General features: G+C 72.0%; 17 protein-coding genes. 11 read left to right on the top strand and 6 right to left on the bottom strand.

Annotation, left to right across the window (positions count from 1 at the left end; genetic code table 11):
• Nucleotides 1-337: 337 nt before the first annotated feature.
• Complete coding sequence (locus AB0946_RS04195) at nt 338-1354, top strand: hypothetical protein (protein ID WP_366759066.1); 1017 nt, start codon at nt 338-340, stop codon at nt 1352-1354.
• A gap of 22 nt (nt 1355-1376) precedes the next feature.
• Nucleotides 1377-3527: a bifunctional polysaccharide deacetylase/glycosyltransferase family 2 protein gene (locus AB0946_RS04190; RefSeq protein WP_366759065.1), complete on the top strand. Its 2151-nt coding sequence runs from the start codon at nt 1377-1379 to the stop codon at nt 3525-3527.
• Between the two features lie 12 nt (nt 3528-3539).
• On the opposite strand, the gene AB0946_RS04185 is transcribed toward AB0946_RS04190, so the two are convergent.
• From AB0946_RS04185 to AB0946_RS04175, 3 genes are read right to left on the bottom strand one after another with little or no spacing between them, the layout of a single operon-like run.
• Nucleotides 3540-3875 carry a hypothetical protein gene (locus AB0946_RS04185; protein ID WP_366759064.1) on the bottom strand — a complete coding sequence of 112 codons (336 nt, stop codon included), beginning with the start codon at nt 3873-3875 and terminating at the stop codon, nt 3540-3542.
• A gap of 32 nt (nt 3876-3907) precedes the next feature.
• A complete protein-coding gene (locus AB0946_RS04180) occupies nt 3908-4111 on the bottom strand; it encodes a DUF397 domain-containing protein (protein WP_366759063.1) in 204 nt (67 codons plus the stop codon).
• 7 nt (nt 4112-4118) lie between these two features.
• Entirely contained in the window at nt 4119-4970 is an 852-nt protein-coding gene (locus AB0946_RS04175) for a helix-turn-helix transcriptional regulator (RefSeq protein ID WP_366759062.1), read from the bottom strand.
• 225 nt (nt 4971-5195) lie between these two features.
• Here AB0946_RS04175 and AB0946_RS04170 point away from each other — a divergent pair, with 225 nt between their 5' ends.
• Nucleotides 5196-5660: an ATP-binding protein gene (locus AB0946_RS04170; protein WP_366759061.1), complete on the top strand. Its 465-nt coding sequence runs from the start codon at nt 5196-5198 to the stop codon at nt 5658-5660.
• A 13-nt stretch (nt 5661-5673) separates the two neighbouring features.
• Here AB0946_RS04170 and AB0946_RS04165 read toward each other — a convergent pair whose 3' ends face one another.
• Both AB0946_RS04165 and AB0946_RS04160 read right to left on the bottom strand, forming a co-directional pair.
• On the bottom strand, nt 5674-6825 hold the full coding sequence (locus tag AB0946_RS04165) for a uroporphyrinogen-III synthase (RefSeq protein WP_366759060.1): 1152 nt from the start codon (nt 6823-6825) through the stop codon (nt 5674-5676).
• Nucleotides 6826-6911: 86 nt separating this feature from the next.
• Nucleotides 6912-8285, bottom strand: a complete 1374-nt coding sequence (locus AB0946_RS04160) for a nitrate/nitrite transporter (protein WP_366759059.1) — start codon at nt 8283-8285, stop codon at nt 6912-6914.
• Between the two features lie 266 nt (nt 8286-8551).
• Here AB0946_RS04160 and AB0946_RS04155 point away from each other — a divergent pair, with 266 nt between their 5' ends.
• From AB0946_RS04155 to AB0946_RS04130, 6 genes are all read left to right on the top strand, one after another.
• Nucleotides 8552-9145 carry an ABATE domain-containing protein gene (locus tag AB0946_RS04155; protein WP_366759058.1) on the top strand — a complete coding sequence of 198 codons (594 nt, stop codon included), beginning with the start codon at nt 8552-8554 and terminating at the stop codon, nt 9143-9145.
• 228 nt (nt 9146-9373) lie between these two features.
• Complete coding sequence (locus AB0946_RS04150) at nt 9374-9958, top strand: sigma-70 family RNA polymerase sigma factor (protein ID WP_009188888.1); 585 nt, start codon at nt 9374-9376, stop codon at nt 9956-9958.
• Nucleotides 9959-10020: 62 nt separating this feature from the next.
• The gene (locus tag AB0946_RS04145; protein ID WP_366759057.1) at nt 10021-10788 is read left to right on the top strand and encodes a zf-HC2 domain-containing protein; all 768 of its coding nucleotides are present in this window, start codon (nt 10021-10023) and stop codon (nt 10786-10788) included.
• A 69-nt stretch (nt 10789-10857) separates the two neighbouring features.
• Nucleotides 10858-13191: a UvrD-helicase domain-containing protein gene (locus AB0946_RS04140; protein ID WP_366759056.1), complete on the top strand. Its 2334-nt coding sequence runs from the start codon at nt 10858-10860 to the stop codon at nt 13189-13191.
• Nucleotides 13192-13567: 376 nt separating this feature from the next.
• A complete protein-coding gene (locus AB0946_RS04135; protein WP_366759055.1) occupies nt 13568-14983 on the top strand; it encodes an NAD-dependent malic enzyme in 1416 nt (471 codons plus the stop codon).
• A 322-nt stretch (nt 14984-15305) separates the two neighbouring features.
• Nucleotides 15306-15587 (top strand): HU family DNA-binding protein, encoded by a 282-nt coding sequence (locus AB0946_RS04130; RefSeq protein ID WP_014673024.1) that lies wholly within the window; start codon nt 15306-15308, stop codon nt 15585-15587.
• A 223-nt stretch (nt 15588-15810) separates the two neighbouring features.
• On the opposite strand, the gene murA is transcribed toward AB0946_RS04130, so the two are convergent.
• Nucleotides 15811-17151, bottom strand: a complete 1341-nt coding sequence (gene murA, locus AB0946_RS04125) for a UDP-N-acetylglucosamine 1-carboxyvinyltransferase (protein ID WP_366759054.1) — start codon at nt 17149-17151, stop codon at nt 15811-15813.
• Nucleotides 17152-17428: 277 nt separating this feature from the next.
• Here murA and AB0946_RS04120 point away from each other — a divergent pair, with 277 nt between their 5' ends.
• Complete coding sequence (locus tag AB0946_RS04120; protein WP_171155759.1) at nt 17429-18001, top strand: YqgE/AlgH family protein; 573 nt, start codon at nt 17429-17431, stop codon at nt 17999-18001.
• Nucleotides 18002-18030: 29 nt separating this feature from the next.
• A complete protein-coding gene (locus tag AB0946_RS04115) occupies nt 18031-18312 on the top strand; it encodes a DUF3039 domain-containing protein (protein WP_030651613.1) in 282 nt (93 codons plus the stop codon).
• Nucleotides 18313-18434: the final 122 nt, after the last annotated feature.

Here is an 18434-nt window from a genome sequence, read left to right as displayed (position 1 = left end):
TCCTGAAGACGCCCAACCCGAGGGGCGAGAGATGGCGTCCGAAGGACGCGGTGAGCCGGTGGGCGGGGGCGATGAGCGGATGAAATCGGACACGCGGGTGGCGCAGGTCGCGAACTCTGGTGCCGGTGCGGGGGCCTTGGGCGACTCCGAAGCCGATACGCGTGAGGCATCAGGGGTGGCGGGGACCGCAGCCGGATCCGCCGGTACGGGTGAGCCGGGCGACTCCCCGCAGCCGGCCGGGGCTGAGGCGCAGGGTGAGTCCGGGGCGTCCGCCGCGTCGGAGCGGCCCGGCGCATCGGCCGGGCCCGCGGATGCCGTTGAGACCGGCGAGCCCCCGGTGGCTGCCGACCCCGGCAAGCGGGCCGAGTCTGCCGAGCCCGGCGAGCCCGGCGAGCCCGGCGAGCCGAGCATGCCCGCCGAGGCCGGCGAGCGCGTCGAGTCTGCCGACCCCGCCGACCCCGGCGAGCCCGCCGACCCCGCCGAGCCCGCCGGACCCGGCATGGCCGCCGCGTCCACTGGTCCCGGCGAGCCGAGCATGCCCGCCGAGTCTGCCGAGGCCGGCGAGCCCGCGGTGGCCGCCGAGGCCGGCGAGCGCGTCGACCCCGCCGACCCCGGCGAGCAGGCGCCCCCCGGGGCCGCCACCAGCACCGTCGAGGCCCCGGCATCTGGCCCTGCCCCCAGCCCCACCCCTACTCCCACTCCCGCCCCCGCTTCCACCCCGCTGGACCAGACCGTCCAGCTGGGCGACGTGCGACTCGGCGCTGTGGGCGCGCAGTCGGCTGTGCGGGACCCCCGTGGCCCGGACGGGCCCGTCTTCGTGGACGAGTCGGGCCGTCGTAGCCGTCGTTTCCGCCGGCTCGGCGTGGCCGTGGCCGTCGCCTGTGCCGGTTACGCCGCCGTCATCGTCGCCACCCTGCTGTCCGGCGACTCCGCCGCGCCCTGGCTGCCGGTACCGGGTCAGCACGAGGACAAGCCGGCCGGCAAGGTGGACACCTCACCGCTGCCCAGCGTCTCCACCACCCCCACCGCGCCGGGAGCCGGCACGGTGACCGCACCCGTCGTCGGCGCCGGGGCGGGCGGCACCGCCGTACCGGCCGGCGGAGCGCCCGCCGGCGCCGACGCCTCCGCGTCCACCGGGCCGGACGGCTCCACCGCCTCCGCGCCCGCCGACGACGCCGGGGCCACCGGTTCCCCGACCCCGTCGGCCCCGGCCACCGACGCGTCCCCGGCACCGTCCGCCACCGCCACGGCCACCGCGACGGCCACCGCTCCGGCGGCCACGCCGACCCCGTCGGGACGGACCCACACCCCGCCCGGACACACCAGGCGCCCGCACCCCAAGCTCCCCCTCTGACGACCGGGCGGAACACCCACCGATGGCCTCACACCCCCGCCGCCGTACCCGGCTGCCGCTGCGCTACCTGCTCCCCCTCCTGGTCCTGGTGGCGACCCTGGCGATGCTCATGCTGCGCGGCTACGTGCACAACGAGATCCTCGCCGACCACCGCGTCCGGCCCGCCGCGGCGAACGACAGGGTTCCGCAGCGCGTCCTCGACGGCGGTCCGGTCATCGACACGCGCGACGGCCGCGCCGACAGCCTGCGCATACCCGACCACCGCATCGTCCTCACCTTCGACGACGGACCCGACCCGACCTGGACCCCGAAGGTGCTCGACGTGCTGAAGAAGCACCACGCGCACGCGGTCTTCTTCGTCACCGGCACCATGACCTCCCGCCACCCCGAGCTGGTCCGGCGCATGGTCGCCGAGGGACACGAGGTCGGCCTGCACACCTTCGGCCACCCCGACCTGTCGTACCACTCCACCAGGCGCATCGACTGGGAGCTGTCGCAGAACCAGCTGGCGCTCGCCGGTGCGGCCGGGATCCGCAGCTCGCTGTTCCGGCCGCCGTACTCCTCCTCCGCGAACGCGATCGACAACCGGTCCTGGCCGGTGACGCGGTACATCGGCAGCCGCGGCTACCTCACGGTCGTGGACGACGCCGACAGCGAGGACTGGCGCAAGCCCGGCGTCGAGCGGATCATCCGCAACGCCACGCCCCACGGCGGCCGGGGGGCGGTCGTCCTCATGCACGACTCGGGCGGCGACCGGCACCAGACCGTCCAGGCGCTCGACCGGCTCCTGCCCCGGCTCCAGCACCAGGGCTACACCTTCCAGACCCTCACGGCGGCGCTGCGGGCCCCGAGCGCCGACACCCCGGTCACCGGGCTCGGCCTGTGGAAGGGGAGGGCCTGGATCTTCCTGGTGAAGGCGTCCGACGACATCACCACGGTCCTCGTCGCCGGTCTCGCCGTCGTCGGCTGCCTCGTCTTCGCCCGGTTCGGCATGATGCTGCTGCTGTCCGGCGCGCACGCCCGCCGCACCCGGCGCCCCGGTTTCCGCTGGGGCGAGGAGCCCGTGACCGAGCCGGTGTCGGTGCTGGTGCCGGCGTACAACGAGGCCAAGTGCATCGAGAACACGGTGCGTTCGCTCATGCGCAGCGAACACCCCATCGAGGTGCTGGTCATCGACGACGGCTCGGCGGACGGCACGGCCGACCTCGTCCAGGCGCTGGACCTGCCGGACGTACGGGTGATCCGCCAGGCCAACGCGGGCAAGCCGGCCGCGCTCAACCGGGGCCTGGCGCACGCCCGTCACGAGCTGGTCGTGATGATGGACGGGGACACCGTCTTCGAGCCGGCGACCGTCCGCGAACTCGTCCAGCCCTTCGCGGACCCGCGCGTCGGCGCCGTCGCCGGCAACGCCAAGGTCGGGAACAAGAACCGGCTCATCGGCGCGTGGCAGCACATCGAGTACGTGATGGGCTTCAACCTCGACCGCCGCATGTACGACATCCTGCGCTGCATGCCGACGATCCCGGGTGCGGTCGGGGCGTTCCGCCGCTCGGCCCTGCAACGGGTCGGCGGCATGAGCGACGACACGCTCGCCGAGGACACCGACGTCACGATGGCCCTGCACCGCGACGGCTGGCGCGTGGTGTACGCTGAGAAGGCCCGCGCCTGGACGGAGGCGCCCGAGTCGGTCCAGCAGCTGTGGTCGCAGCGCTACCGGTGGTCGTACGGCACCATGCAGGCCATCTGGAAGCACCGCGGCGCGCTGTTCGACCGGGGCCCGTCCGGCCGCTTCGGCCGCGTGGGCCTGCCTCTGGTCTCGCTCTTCATGGTCGTGGCCCCACTCCTGGCCCCCCTGATCGACCTCTTCCTGGTCTACGGCCTGGTCTTCGGCCCGACGGCCAAGACGGTCCTGGCCTGGTGCGCGGTCCTGGCCGTCCAGGCGCTCTGCGCGGGATACGCCTTCCACCTCGACCGCGAGCGCCTCACCCCGCTCCTCTCCCTGCCGCTCCAGCAGCTGCTGTACCGCCAGCTGATGTACGTCGTCCTGCTCCAGTCCTGGATCACCGCCCTCACCGGCGGCCGGCTGCGCTGGCAGAAACTCCGCCGCACGGGCGGGGTGGCGGCGCCGCCGGCGGAGCGCCCGCCGGTGCCGGAGGCGGCACCGGTCGGCTGAAGCCGCGGCTCCCTACTCCTGATGGGTCACGGCGTCCTTCTGCAACTGCACCGCCGCCAGCAGGCTCAGACCCGGCTCGGCCTGACGCAGTGCCTTGACGGCGGCGACGGAGGCGATGTCCCCGCTGAAGCCGACGTCGGCCAGCCGGGTGCGGACCCAGTCGGCGCGGAGTCGTGCCTCGCTGGCGTCCGCGGTGGCCCCGACGAGCGCGACGGCCCGCTCCAGCCCCGCGCGCTCCTCCTCCGAAGCCCCGTCCAACGCCTCCCGCAGCGCCGCCCCGACCAGGTCCGAGTCCCGGATCACCAGCACCAGATCCTGCTTCCTGCCGAACCCCGCGAATCCCTTCATACGACCAGGGTGAACGCCGCGAGCCGCCGTCATCAAACCACTTGAGCAGTTCCAGAGCCTTGGCCCGCCCGGAGGTGGGGAAGGAAGTCCGCCCAGGTCGAGGGGGCGAGGGTGAGGTGGCGGGCGGTGGGGGTCTTGGAGTCGCGGATGTGGACGGTGGTGGGGGTGGTGGCTATCTCGACGCAGTTGGAGGCGTCAGGGCTGTAGGTGGACTTCTTCCAGTGGAGCTCGGGCACGGTTACCTCAGACACTCTGGGCGATGTGGTGGATCAGGTCACGGGACTCTGCCGGCTTGAGGGCGTTCGCCTCCATGCGGTCGAGAACGATGCGGTATTTCTCCAACTGGGCTTCCGCGTCAAGAAACTCGCAGCCGTGGTGCGTGTCCAGTTGGACAGTGTCGAGCTGAGGAACCTGCCCCGCCAGGTAGTCGACGGACTGTCCGGTACCTGGGAAGGAGCCCTTACCGAAGGGGATGATCCTCACGGTGACGTGTTCCATTTCGCTCATCTCCAACAAGTGGTCGAGCTGAGCGCGAACCGTGGCGGTGCCGCCGTATCCCATGTGCAGCGCGCACTCGTGGATCACCGCCGTGTACGGGGGCGGGTTGTCCCGGTAGAGGATTTCCTGCCGTTTGACCCGGTGGCTGACGCGATGCTCGATCTCGTGCGGCCGCAGTGACGGCACCGCCTCCTTGAAGAGCGCGCGAGCGTGATCGGTCGTCTGGAGCAGGGCCGGGATGTGGATGACCAGGGCAACCCGCAGCGCTGCCGCGTGGTACTCCAACTCGGCAAGGTCGATGAGGCCGACCGGCAGGTGGTCGCGGTAACTGTCCCACCAACCGTGTGCCTGGCGCTGAGTCATCGCGGCCAGCGCGTCCACCAGGGCTGCGTCCCCGCAGTCGTAGGCGCGGGCGAGGGAACGGACGCGGTCGGCGCTGAGGGGGCTGCGCCCAGTCTCGATCATGCTGACGCGGCCTTGGTTGACCCCCAGCCGGGCGGCGGCGCCGGTAGCCGTAAGGCCTGCCCGCTCGCGAAGCTTTCGCAGTTCAACCCCAAGGCGTCGCTGGCGCAAGGTGGGTGTGTTGCTGGGTGGCAAGGAGCCTCCTTCCAACCGCCGACTCGGCACGTGAGTACCTCGGACGAGGTAATTGTTGATGTACTTCTCTCGATTCACTGAGAAGTATCTCAGCGCCGCGCTAGCGTACAGCGCGTCGCTCAACTCCCCGCGCCCATAAGCCGGAAGCGCACCCGACCAAGGCAGAGCCACCGCCCGGCGCGGCCAGTTGAGCGAGCCCGTTCCCTTCTCTCACCGGAGGTTTTCATGGGCACCGTATCCCTGCCCGACACCTGGGTGTACGCCCTTCGGCTGCCGCATGATCCCCGCGCGGCACGCGTCGCACGTATGACCGTACGGGCCGTGCTGAACGGGCACGGCAGACACGAAGTCCTCGACGCGGTCGAACTGCTGACGTCCGAGCTGGTCGGCAACGCCTACCGGCACACCACCGGCCCCGCCTCCCTCCGGCTCACCGCCCTCGCGGACGGCCGGCTGCGGGTCGGCGTCTGGGACAGTCACCCGCGCGTCCCGGCGCCCTTCGGGGATCCGCCCTGGGACCGTGTCGCGGCCGCCCCGGTGGACGCCGAAGCGGGGCGCGGGCTGCACCTCGTGCAGGAGTACGCCGACTCCTGGGGCGGCCTGTCCCTGGCGGACAGCCCGCTGGACCGGGGCGCCGGGAAGCTGCTGTGGTTCGAGGTGGGCGGTCGGGGAGCGGCTGGTGCCGGCTGAGCGGCGCCGCCCCTCACGCGTCCGCGTACTTCGCGTCCGCCGCCGGGTCCAGGGCCAGGCGGTAGCCCCGCTTCACCACCGTCTGGATCAGCTTCGGCGCGCCGAGGGCCGTGCGGAGGCGGGCCATCGCCGTCTCGACGGCGTGTTCGTCGCGGCCCGCGCCGGGGAGGGCGCGCAGGAGGTCGGCGCGGGGGACGACCCAGCCGGGGCGGCGGGCCAGGGCGCGCAGCAGGGACATGCCGGCCGGGGGGACCGGCTTGAGGTCGCCGTCGACCAGGACCGCGTGGCCGCGGATCTCCACCCGGTGCCCGGCGACGGGCAGGGACCGGGCGCGGGCCGGGAGTTCCTGGCACAGGAGCTGGACCAGCGGGCCGAGGCGGAAGCGTTCCGGCTGGACCGTGTCCACCCCGCGGGCCTGGAGGGGGATCGCGGTGACCGGGCCGACACAGGCCGGGAGGACGTCGTGGGCCAGCGCGGACAGCAGGTCGTCCAGCAGGCCGCGGTCCTCCGCGCGGGACAGGAGGGAGGCCGCGGCGGGGGCGCTGGTGAAGGTGAGGGCGTCCACGCCACGGGTGACGGCCGCGTCCAGGAGGCGGTCGAGCGGGCTGAGGTCCTCGGGCGGCATCCAGCGGTACACCGGGACGGGCACCACGTCCGCCCCGGCCGCCCGCAGCGACTCCACGAAGCCGGGGAGGGGCTCGCCGTGGAGCTGGACGGCGACACGGTCGCCGTCGACGCCGTCCTCCAGGAGGCGGTCCAGCACCTCGGCCAGGGACTCCGAGGACGGCGACCATTCCTCGGTGAGGCCCGCCGCGCGGATCGCGCCCTTCACCTTGGGGCCGCGGGCCAGCAGGCGGACCCCGCGCAGCCGGCCCAGCAGCTGTTCGCCGAGGCCCCAGCCGTCCGCGGCCTCGACCCAGCCCCGGAAGCCGATCGCCGTGGTGGCGACCACGACGTCCGGCACCTGGTCGATGATCTCCTTCGTGGCGGCGAGCAGTTCGCCGTCGTCCGCGAGCGGCACGATCCGCAGGGCGGGGGCGTGCACGACGGTGGCGCCGCGCCGCTGGAGCAGGGCGCCCAGTTCCTCGGCCCGGCGCGCGGCGGTCACGCCCACGGTGAACCCGGCGAGGGGGCCGTGCTCGGGGTGCTGCTCTTCGTCGTACATGGGCTCTCCTAGCTGACCGGCACGCCGATCGAGCCTGTCAACGATGCGTGACAGGCTCGGTTCGGCTCGATGTCACCGGTGTTACGTCACACCTCGGCATAACTGAGCTGGGCCTTCGCCTCCGATGCGGTGGTCGCGGCCGGGACCCGCGCCGCCGTACCGCGAAGGTATACGGCCCAGGTGACCACGAAGCAGACACCGTAGTAGGCGAGGAAGGCGACGAACGCGCCGGTGCCGGAGCCGTAGGAGAGGAAGGACTGGCGGAAGGCCAGGTTGATGCCGACACCGCCGAGCGCGCCGACCGCGCCGATCAGGCCCATGGAGGCGCCGGACAGCCGCCGGCCGTGGGCGACCGCCGCCTCCCCCTCCAGGCCCTGGGCCAGCGCCTTGGCCTGGAAGATGCCGGGGATCATCTTGAACGTCGAGCCGTTGCCGAGTCCGCTGAGCACGAACAGGACGACGAAGACGGACACGAACAGCGGCAGCGACTTCTGCATGTCGGCCACGATGAGGACGGCGGTGGCGGCGGCCATGCCGACGTAGTTCCACAGGGTGATGCGGGCGCCGCCGTAGCGGTCGGCGAGCCGGCCGCCGAGGGGGCGGACGAGGGAGCCGAGCAGCGGGCCGACGAAGGTGAGGTACGCGGCCTGGAGGGGCGTCCGGCCGAACCCGTTCGTCAGCACCTGGCCGAAGGCGAAGCTGTAGCCGATGAAGGAGCCGAAGGTGCCGATGTAGAGCACGGACATGATCCAGGTGTGGGGGTCCCGGGCGGCGTCCCTGGCCGCTCCGGTGTCGTTCTTCACCGAGGACAGGTTGTCCATGAACAGCGCGGCGAGCACGGCGGCCACGACGATCAGCGGGATGTAGATGCCGAGCAGCACGCGCGGGCCGCCGTTCGCGCCGATGATGGCGAGGGCGACGAGCTGGATGACGGGGACGCCGATGTTGCCGCCGCCCGCGTTGAGGCCGAGCGCCCAGCCCTTCTTCCTGAGCGGGAAGAAGGCGTTGATGTTGGTCATGGAGGAGGCGAAGTTGCCGCCGCCGATGCCGGCCAGCAGGCCCACCAGGAGGAAGGTGGAGTACGACGTCCCCGGCTCCATCACCACGAACGCGGCGACGGTCGGGATCAGCAGCAGGCTCGCCGAGATGATCGTCCAGTTGCGGCCGCCGAAGACGGCCACGGCGAAGGTGTACGGCACCCGGACGACCGCGCCGACCAGCGTGACCACCGACGTCAGCAGGAACTTGTCGGCGGGCGTGAGGCCGTACTCCGGGCCCATGAACAGGACCAGGACCGACCACAGGGTCCACACGGAGAAGCCGATGTGCTCGGACAGGACGGAGAACCACAGGTTGCGGCGGGCGATCCGCTCCCCGGTCGCCCGCCAGAACGCCTCGTCCTCCGGGTCCCAGCGCTCGATCCAGCGGCCACTGCGACGGGTTGGGGCTGGGCCTGTCATCACGCCTCCACGGTGCTCCGGCTGCTCGGTCTGCCGACCGCTGACTCAGCCCGAAGGTAGGCAGGACGCGTTTCCGGCCTGTGGCTGTGGGTGACCGCGAGGGAACGTTGCTCTCACTCGGGCGGGGAGGAGCCGGTGAGGCACGCCTGCGGCCCGGGGTTCCCCGAGGGCCCGTCGCGAGCGTGGCGCGGGGGGTTCCGGTGTCTCCTCCGCGCGGGCACTGTGGGGGAGACCCCGCACGGTTCTGCCCAGGCGGTGACTGGCCCATGGCATTCGGTAGCGTCCCCTCCGCGTCCGCGCCGCGGTTCGACGCCGGGCGGGTGTGCCTGGATCTCCTCGCCACCACGCATCCGTGCGAACGGCTGGACGGCGTCGGCGCGTTGTGCGCGTGGATCGGGGGTGCCGGGCTCGTGCCCGACGGTACGGCGCTCGGTCACGCCGACGCCTCCTGGCTGACCGGGTTCCGGGAACTGCGCGCATGCGTACGGGTGCTGGTGCGCGGGCCGGGTGCCGTGGACGCGGCGTCGTACGGGCGGGCGCTCGGGCGCGTGAACGGGCTCGCCCTCGGTGCGACCCCCGCGCCCGTCGCCGTACCCGCGGAAGGGGGCGGGCTGGTGCGGGAGTTGGCCGGGCCGCCCGGCCCCGCCGCGCTGCTCGCCCTGGTCGCCCGGGACGCCGTCGAACTGCTCACCGACCCCGTCGCGCGGGCCGCCGTCCGGGAGTGCGAGGGGGACGACTGCCCCCTGCTGTACCTGGACACCTCCCGCGGCCGGCGCCGGCGCTGGTGTTCCAGCGAGGTGTGCGGGAACCGGGAACGGGTCGCCCGGCACCGGCGGCGGGCGGCGCTGGCGCGGGCCTGAGCCCGGAGTGATTTCCGCAACACCGAGTTTGGATGGTCTCTACACGGGAATCTTCCGGCGGCCTCGCCCCCGTGTCGGAGATGTGAAGATCGAGCGGTGGGAATGTGCGCGCATGTCCCGCTCGTCACGTCAGCCTCAAGAAATCTGTCACTCCGGTTTGAACACCGGGCCGCCCCCGTCCGTACGGGTGGGCGAGCGACCGACTGGGGGAACCCCCGGACACCGGAGGTGGGCGTGCGCAAGGATGCGGCCGTGGCCAATGAACGTGGAGCGAGGGCCCGACATCGCATGTCCTCACAGCCCTCGGAGCCGGATGAGGAGCTGATGCGTGCGCTGTACCGGGAGCACGCCGGACCCCTGCTCGCGTACGTCCTGCGGCTGGTCGCCGGTGACCGGCAGCGCGCCGAGGACGTCGTACAGGAAACGCTCATCCGTGCCTGGAAGAACGCCGGTCAGCTCAATCGGGCGACCGGTTCGGTACGCCCCTGGCTGGTGACGGTCGCGCGCCGCATCGTCATCGACGGCCACCGCAGCCGGCAGGCCCGGCCGCAGGAGGTCGATCCGTCGCCGCTGGAGGTCATCCCCGCGGAGGACGAGATCGACAAGGCGCTGTGGCTGATGACGCTGTCGGACGCGCTCGACGACCTGACCCCGGCCCACCGGGAGGTGCTCGTCGAGACGTACTTCAAGGGGCGTACCGTCAATGAGGCGGCGGAAACCCTGGGCATACCGAGCGGAACGGTCCGTTCCCGGGTGTTCTACGCCCTGCGGTCGATGAAGCTGGCACTGGAGGAGCGGGGGGTGACGGCGTGATGAGCAGCGGGTACGGGGGGATGCAGGGATTCGGACCGGGTGGTCCGGGTATGTCTGGGCCCATGAGCCCCAGTCAGGGATCTTCGGTGCCGAGCGAGCACGAGACCGTCGGCGCCTATGCCCTCGGGATCCTCGACGACGCCGAGGCAACCGCTTTCGAGGCGCATCTCGCCGGCTGCGAGTGGTGCGCCCAGCAGCTGGACGAGCTGGCCGGGATGGAGCCGATGCTGGCCGCGCTCGCGGACCTGCCGGGCTCCGGCAGCACGCCCGCGATCGGCGAGTCGCTGTCCGCCAGGCCCAGCCCGCGGCTGGTGGAGAAGCTGGTCGACGAGGTCGCCGAGAAGCGCGCCCAGAAGCGCCGGCGCGGCTTCTACATGATCGCCGCGGCGGCGGCGCTGATCATCGCCGGACCGCTGGCCGCGGTGGCGGTGAACGGCGGCTCGGACGGCGGCGGGCAGGTCACCGCGACGCCGGCCCAGGCGACCTTCCGGACCATGTCCGACAAGAAGTCCGCCACGGACGCGTCGACCCACGTCAGCGCCACCGTCGCCATGGCGGGCAAGGACTGGGGCACCCAGGCGGTCCTGGAGCTGAAGAACGTCAAGGGCCCGCTGAAGTGCTCCCTGGTGCTCGTCGCCAAGAACGGGCAGCGCGTGACCATGTCGTCGTGGTCCGTGCCCGACTGGGGGTACGGCGTCCCGGGCGCCAAGACCGAGCAGTCGAAGCAACCGCTCTACATCGGCGGGGCCGCGGCCTTCCAGCCCAACGAGATCGACCACTTCGAGGTGGTGACGTTCGAGGGCAAGAAGCTCGTCCAGGTGGACGCGTAGCCGACGTAGCTTCGACGGGCCCCCTTCGCGTACGGTTGACGGCTGCCCAGCACGTCAGAAGGGGGCCCGGTGGCCGCTCAGGTTCAGCAGTCCGCGGTCGGCTCGGTACAGGACGCACCCGATTCCGTCCGCGACCGGGAGATCAGCGTCGAGCAGGAACACCTGGACCGGGTGTACCGGCGCCTGGAGGAGAAGATCCACGAGGCCGAGTTCCTGATGCACGACGCGGCCAAGCGCGGCCAGGTGGGCACCCCGGGCGCGCTCGCCGAGCGGGACGCCCAGGTCTTCCGGGCCGGCATCCACCTCAACCGGCTCAACAACGAGTTCGAGGACTTCCTCTTCGGGCGGATCGACCTGCTGCTCGGCAAGGACGGCAAGAAGGGCCCCGACGGCGCCTACACGGCGGTCGAACCGGCCGAGGGGGCCGTGCGGCAGGACAACACCGCCGACATCGCCGAGACGCTGCACATCGGCCGTATCGGCGTCCTGGACGAGGACTACTCGCCGCTGGTCATCGACTGGCGCGCCCCCGCCGCCGCCCCCTTCTACCGGGCCACCCCCGTGGAGCCGGGACGGGTGGTGCGGCGCCGGGTCATCCGCTCCAAGGGCCGCCGGGTCCTCGGCGTGGAGGACGACCTGATGCGGCCCGAGCTGACGGCCTTCCTCGACGGCGACGAACTGTCCGTCATCGGCGACGGCGCCCTGATGGCCGCGCTCGGCCAGGCCCGCGGCCACACCATGCGGGACATCGTCTCGTCCATCCAGGCCGAGCAGGACATGGTCATCCGCGCCCCCGCGGCCTCCATCACCTACGTGGAGGGCGGCCCGGGCACCGGCAAGACCGCCGTCGCCCTGCACCGCGCGGCCTACCTGCTCTACCAGGACCGCAGACGCTACGCGGGCGGCATCCTCATCGTCTCCCCGACCCCGCTGCTCGTCGCCTACACCGAGGGCGTGCTGCCCTCGCTCGGCGAGGAGGGCCAGGTCGCGATCCGCGCGATCGGCTCGCTGGTCGACGGCGCGCAGGCCACGCTGTACGACTCCCCGGCCGTGGCCCGCGCCAAGGGCTCGTACCGGATGCTGAAGGTGCTGCGCAAGGCCGCCCGGGGCGCCCTGGAGCTGGGGCCTGCCGCTGCGGAGGGGGACACCGTCACCGGCCCGCCCGCCCGGCTCCGGGTCGTCGCCTTCGGGCGCCGGCTCGAACTGGAGGCCGACGAGCTGGAACGCGTCCGCCGTACCGCCCTCGGCGGCACCGCGCCCGTCAACCTGCTCCGCCCGCGCGCCCGCAAGCTGCTCCTGGACGCCCTGTGGGACCGCTCCGGCGCCGCCGCCCGGCACACCGACCCGGAACTGGCCGCCGAGCTGCGCTCCTCCTTCGACGAGGACATCACGAGCGAGGACTCCTTCATCGCGTTCCTCGACGCCTGGTGGCCCGAGCTGACCCCGAAGGCCGTGCTCGCCGCCATGGCCGACGAGAGGCGGCTCGGCCGCTGGGCCCGGCGGATCCTCAACCCCGGGGAGGTCCGCAAGGTCGCCCGCTCGCTCAGGCGGGACGGGTACTCCGTGCACGACATCGCCATGCTCGACGAGCTCCAGGCGATCCTCGGCGCCCCGGCCCGGCCGCGCAGGAAGCGGGAGCTGGACCCGCTGGACCAGCTCACCGGCCTGGAGGAGCTGATGCCGGTGCGCGAGGAGTCGCAGCGGGAGCGGGCCGAGCGGCTGGCGCAGGAGCGCACCGAGTACGCGCACGTCATCGTGGACGAGGCGCAGGACCTCACGCCGATGCAGTGGCGCATGGTCGGCCGCCGCGGCCGGCACGCCACCTGGACGGTCGTCGGCGACCCGGCGCAGTCCTCCTGGTCCGACCCGGACGAGGCGGCCGAGGCCCGCGACGAGGCCCTCGGCACCCGGCCCCGGCGCCGCTTCCAGCTCACCGTGAACTACCGCAACCCGGCCGAGATCGCCGAGCTGGCCGCCAGGGTGCTGGCGCTCGCCATGCCCGGCTCCGAGTCCCCGTCGGCCGTACGGTCCACCGGCGTCGAGCCGCGCTTCACGGTCGTCCGCGACTCGCTGGAGAAGACCGCGCGCGCGGAGGCCGAGCGGCTGCTCGGACTGGTGGACGGCACGGTCGGCGTGGTCGTCGCGATGAACCGGCGCGAGGAGGCCCGGCGCTGGCTGGCCGGGCTCGGCGACCGGGTGGTGGCCCTCGGCAGCCTGGAGGCCAAGGGCCTGGAGTACGACGCGACGGTCGTCGTCTCGCCCGCGGAGATCGCCGACGAGTCGCCGGCCGGCCTGCGCGTGCTGTACGTGGCGCTGACCCGGGCGACCCAGCAGCTCACGGTGGTGTCCGGGGAGCGGGACGAGCCGGACGCGGCGGGTGTCCCGGACCTGCTCAGGGAATGAACCCGCGGTCGGGAATGGCCTTGCGGGATCCGTTTGTTAGCCTGGGTGTGGCACCGGCCCGATCCAAGCCCCCGGGCCCAACCTTCGTCCCTCAGAGGGACCACTTGCCGCGAGGCGAGCATGGCGGGTCGGTGTCATAGCGTGAGAGAGACCCACGTCACGACAGTGACGTGGGTCTCTTTCTTTGCCCCGCGCGCCTCTTTTCCCCTCTGATCGATTCTCGTATGGTGGAAGTCGTTTTCCGCAAGCGACACCTGCCGGGGAACCCCGCGTGAACACAACGTCCGTAACCCGGGGCGAGTACCACGTACTCGGCGGTAGGTGCGACGATCGGACGGCACAACTCGCGACACGGTGAAAGCAGAGGAAGTCGGCCATGGCAACGGCGCCCAGCGTCTCCTACTCGATGACGATCCGGCTGGAGGTGCCCGCGAGCGGAACCGCCGTCTCGCAGCTCACCACCGCCGTGGAGTCCTCCGGAGGCTCGGTGACCGGCCTCGACGTCACCGCGTCCGGCCACGAGAAGCTCCGCATCGACGTCACCATCGCGGCCACCTCGACGGCCCACGCCGAGGAGATCGTCGAGAAGCTGCGCGGCATCGAGGGCGTCACGCTGGGCAAGGTCTCGGACCGTACGTTCCTCATGCACCTCGGCGGCAAGATCGAGATGGCGTCGAAGCACCCCATCCGCAACCGTGACGACCTCTCCATGGTCTACACGCCCGGCGTGGCCCGGGTCTGCATGGCCATCGCCGAGAACCCCGAGGACGCCCGCCGCCTCACCATCAAGCGCAACTCCGTTGCGGTCGTGACGGACGGCTCCGCCGTGCTCGGCCTCGGCAACATCGGCCCCAAGGCCGCGCTGCCGGTCATGGAGGGCAAGGCGGCCCTCTTCAAGCGCTTCGCCGGCATCGACGCCTGGCCGATCTGCCTGGACACCCAGGACACCGACGCCATCGTGGAGATCGTCAAGGCGATCGCCCCCGGCTTCGCCGGCATCAACCTGGAGGACATCTCCGCGCCGCGCTGCTTCGAGATCGAGGCCCGGCTGCGCGAGGCCCTCGACATCCCCGTCTTCCACGACGACCAGCACGGCACCGCCATCGTCGTGCTCGCCGCGCTGACCAACGCCCTGCGCGTCACCGGCAAGGCGATCGAGAACATCCGGGTCGTCATGTCCGGCGCCGGCGCGGCCGGCACGGCCATCCTCAAGCTGCTGATCGCCGCCGGTGTGAAGAACGCCGTCGTCGCCGACATCCACGGGGTCGTGCACGCCGGACGCGAGGACCTGGTGAACGCCCCGGCCGACTCGCCGCTGCGCTGGATCGCCGACAACACCAACCCCGAGGGCCTCGCCGGCACCCTGAAGGAGGCCGTGCGCGACGCCGACGTCTTCATCGGCGTCTCCGCCCCGAACGTCCTGGACGGCGCCGACGTGGCCGCGATGGCCGAGGGTGCCATCGTGTTCGCGCTCGCGAACCCGGACCCCGAGGTCGAACCGGCGGTCGCCCGGCAGACCGCGGCCGTCGTGGCCACCGGCCGCTCCGACTTCCCGAACCAGATCAACAACGTGCTCGTCTTCCCGGGCGTCTTCCGCGGCCTGCTGGACGCCCAGTCCCGCACGGTCAACACCGAGATGATGCTCGCCGCCGCGAAGGCCCTCGCCGACGTGGTGACCGAGGACGAGCTGAACCCGAACTACATCATCCCGAGCGTCTTCAACGACAAGGTCGCGGGCGCCGTGGCCGGGGCGGTCCGCGAGGCCGCCAGGGCGGCCGGGGCGACCGTCTGATCAGGGCGTGCCGTAATGTGCAGGGGGTTGTGAGCATCACCACGGCGGCCCCCCGCACCGGCGCGTCGTGGAACCCCGCGATGCCGGGCGCGCTCTAGGGTGACGGCCGAGCAGGCGCTTTTCGTGCGACTCCCCAGGGTGTTCTCACGACTCCTACGGGTGCCGGATTGGCTTTCCCGCCGCAGGTAGGGGCAGGATGCTCCCTCAGGGACTTCGTCCCAGGGGGCACCCCCAAGGGCGCGAGCGCATCGGCATCGCAGTGCCTCGGGCGGCTTCGCCGCGTGGCACACCCCAACGGCAAGAAAAATACGGGAGTAACAACATGAACCGCAGTGAGCTGGTGGCCGCGCTGGCCGACCGCGCCGAGGTGACCCGCAAGGACGCCGACGCCGTGCTGGCCGCGTTCGCCGAGACCGTCGGCGAGATCGTCGCCAAGGGCGACGAGAAGGTCACCATCCCCGGCTTCCTGACCTTCGAGCGCACCCACCGTGCCGCTCGCACCGCGCGCAACCCGCAGACCGGCGAGCCCATCAACATCCCGGCCGGCTTCAGCGTGAAGGTCACCGCGGGCTCCAAGCTCAAGGAAGCCGCCAAGGGCAAGTAGGCGCCCCGCTTCGGCGCCGGTCCACTGGAGCGCCGTGGCACGGAGCGCCGTGGGTGACTGCGGGCCCGCTGTGCCTGGCCGCGCAGTTTCCCGCGCCCCCTCGGGGGCGCGACGCCGCAGGAGACGTCAAAGGGCGGCCCCCCTTCACCGGGGGGCCGCCCTTTCGTCGTGGGTGACGCCTGGGGCCTCTCGTCCGGATCAGGCCTGATCCGGACGAAAGCCCCTAGCCGAGCGCCTTGCCCGGCAGCTCGACCTTCGCGCCGAGTTCCATGAGCTTCTCCATGAAGTTCTCGTAGCCGCGGTTGATCAGCTCGATGCCGTGGACGCGGGACGTGCCCTCGGCCGCCAGGGCCGCGATGAGGTACGAGAAGCCGCCGCGCAGGTCGGGGATGACCAGGTCGGCGCCCTGGAGCTTGGTGGGGCCCGAGACGACCGCGGAGTGCAGGAAGTTGCGCGCGCCGAAGCGGCAGGCGGAGCCGCCCAGGCACTCGCGGTAGAGCTGGATGTGGGCGCCCATCTGGTTCAGCGCCGAGGTGAAGCCGAGGCGGGACTCGTAGACCGTCTCGTGGATGATGGACAGGCCCGTCGCCTGGGTCAGGGCCACCACCAGCGGCTGCTGCCAGTCGGTCTGGAAACCGGGGTGCACGTCCGTCTCCAGCGCGATCGACTTCAACTGGCCGCCCGGGTGCCAGAACCGGATGCCCTCGTCGTCGATCTCGAAGGCACCGCCCACCTTCCGGTAGGTGTTCAGGAACGTCATCATCGAGCGCTGCTGGGCGCCGCGGACGTAGATGTTGCCGTTGGTGGCGAGCGCCGCGGAGGCCCAGGAGGCGGCCTCGAGGCGGTCCGGGAGGGCGCGGTGGGTGTACCCGCCGAGCTTGTCCACACCCGTGATGCGGATCGTGCGGTCGGTGTCCATCGCGATGATCGCGCCCATCTTCTGCAGCACGCAGATGAGGTCCTCGATCTCCGGCTCGACGGCCGCGTTGGACAACTCCGTGACGCCTTCGGCCAGTACGGCCGTCAGCAGCACCTGCTCGGTCGCGCCCACGGACGGGTACGGCAGCCGGATCTTGGTGCCGCGCAGCCGCTGCGGGGCCTCCAGGTACTGCCCGTCGGCCCGCTTCTCGATGGTCGCGCCGAACTGCCGCAGCACGTCGAAGTGGAAGTCGATGGGCCGGCCGCCGATGTCACAGCCGCCGAGGCCCGGGATGAAGGCGTGGCCGAGGCGGTGCAGCAGCGGACCGCAGAAGAGGATCGGGATGCGGCTGGAACCCGCGTGGGCATCGATGTCAGCCACGTTGGCGCTCTCGACCCGCGTCGGGTCGAGCACCAGCTCGCCGGGCTCCTCGCCCGGGCGGACCGTCACCCCGTGCAGCTGGAGCAGGCCGCGGACGACCCGCACGTCACGGATGTCCGGAACATTGCGCAGTCTGCTCGGTTCGCTGCCCAGCAGGGCGGCGACCATGGCCTTCGGCACGAGGTTCTTCGCACCGCGGACACGGATCTCGCCCTCCAGCGGGGTTCCGCCGTGGACAAGCAGGACATCGTCGTTGACGGTCATGAATCTCGCGTTCCGATGAGTTGGTCAGGGGCCGGCCGATCACTGTGCGCACGGGCCGGGAAGACAGGGTAATCGCCGATCACCCCCCGTCCGTAAGTCCAGGGACCGCCCAGTCGCGTCATAGCTGTGTCACAACACGAACCGTTCCCTGCCGGGCACATGGGGTCACCGGCGCGGGACGTGCGCCGGGGTCGCTCCCGTACGCCCTGAGCTGCCTTCACTCCCGTGCCCCCGATTGGCTCCCCACACCGGGGGAAGATGCGGGATCATGTCTGGCATGACCGAGGTGTCCTCGCTCACAGGGCGGTTGCTCGTGGCCACCCCCGCCCTGGCGGACCCGAACTTCGACCGTGCGGTGGTGCTCCTTCTCGACCACGACGAGGAGGGTTCCCTCGGTGTCGTCCTCAACCGGCCCACGCCGGTGGGCGTCGGCGACATCCTGGAGGACTGGGCCGACCTCGCCGGTGAGCCCGGCGTCGTCTTCCAGGGCGGCCCCGTCTCGCTGGACTCGGCGCTCGGCGTCGCCGTGATCCCCGGCGGCGCCGACGGGGACGGCGCGCCACTCGGCTGGCGGCGGGTGCACGGCGCGATCGGACTGGTCGACCTCGAGGCACCGCCGGAGCTGCTCGCCTCCGCCGTCGGCTCCCTGCGGATCTTCGCCGGGTACGCCGGCTGGGGCCCGGGCCAGCTGGAGGACGAGCTGGTGGAGGGCGCCTGGTACGTCGTGGAGTCCGAGCCGGGCGACGTGTCCTCCCCGGCCCCCGAGAGACTCTGGCGCGAAGTGCTGCGCCGCCAGCGCAACGAGCTGGCGATGGTGGCCACGTACCCGGACGACCCTTCGCTCAACTGATGCCTGCGAGCTTCAGTACCCTTGCTGATATGAGCACTCTTGAGCCCGAGCGCGGGACTGGTACGGGGACCCTCGTAGAGCCGACGCCACAGGTGTCCCACGGCGACGGCGACCACGAGCGCTTCGCCCACTACGTCCAGAAGGACAAGATCATGGCGAGCGCCCTCGACGGCACCCCCGTCGTGGCGCTGTGCGGCAAGGTCTGGGTGCCGGGCCGCGACCCGAAGAAGTACCCCGTCTGTCCCATGTGCAAGGAGATCTACGAGTCCATGGGCAGCGGCGGCGACGAGGGCAAGGGCGGCGACAAGTAGGCCGCGCCCCTTCCGCCGGCGGACGATGAGGTCCCCGGGACGCGCATGCGGCGCGTCCCGGGGATCTTCGTGTTCCCGGGACGTCGACTGGTCCAGACCTCTTGTGGGCTCCTCGCGCAGTG

This window comes from Streptomyces sp. NPDC046870 (genome assembly GCF_040704595.1).
Classification (GTDB): domain Bacteria; phylum Actinomycetota; class Actinomycetes; order Streptomycetales; family Streptomycetaceae; genus Streptomyces; species Streptomyces argyrophylli.
This window is presented reverse-complemented; position numbering and strand designations above follow the sequence as displayed.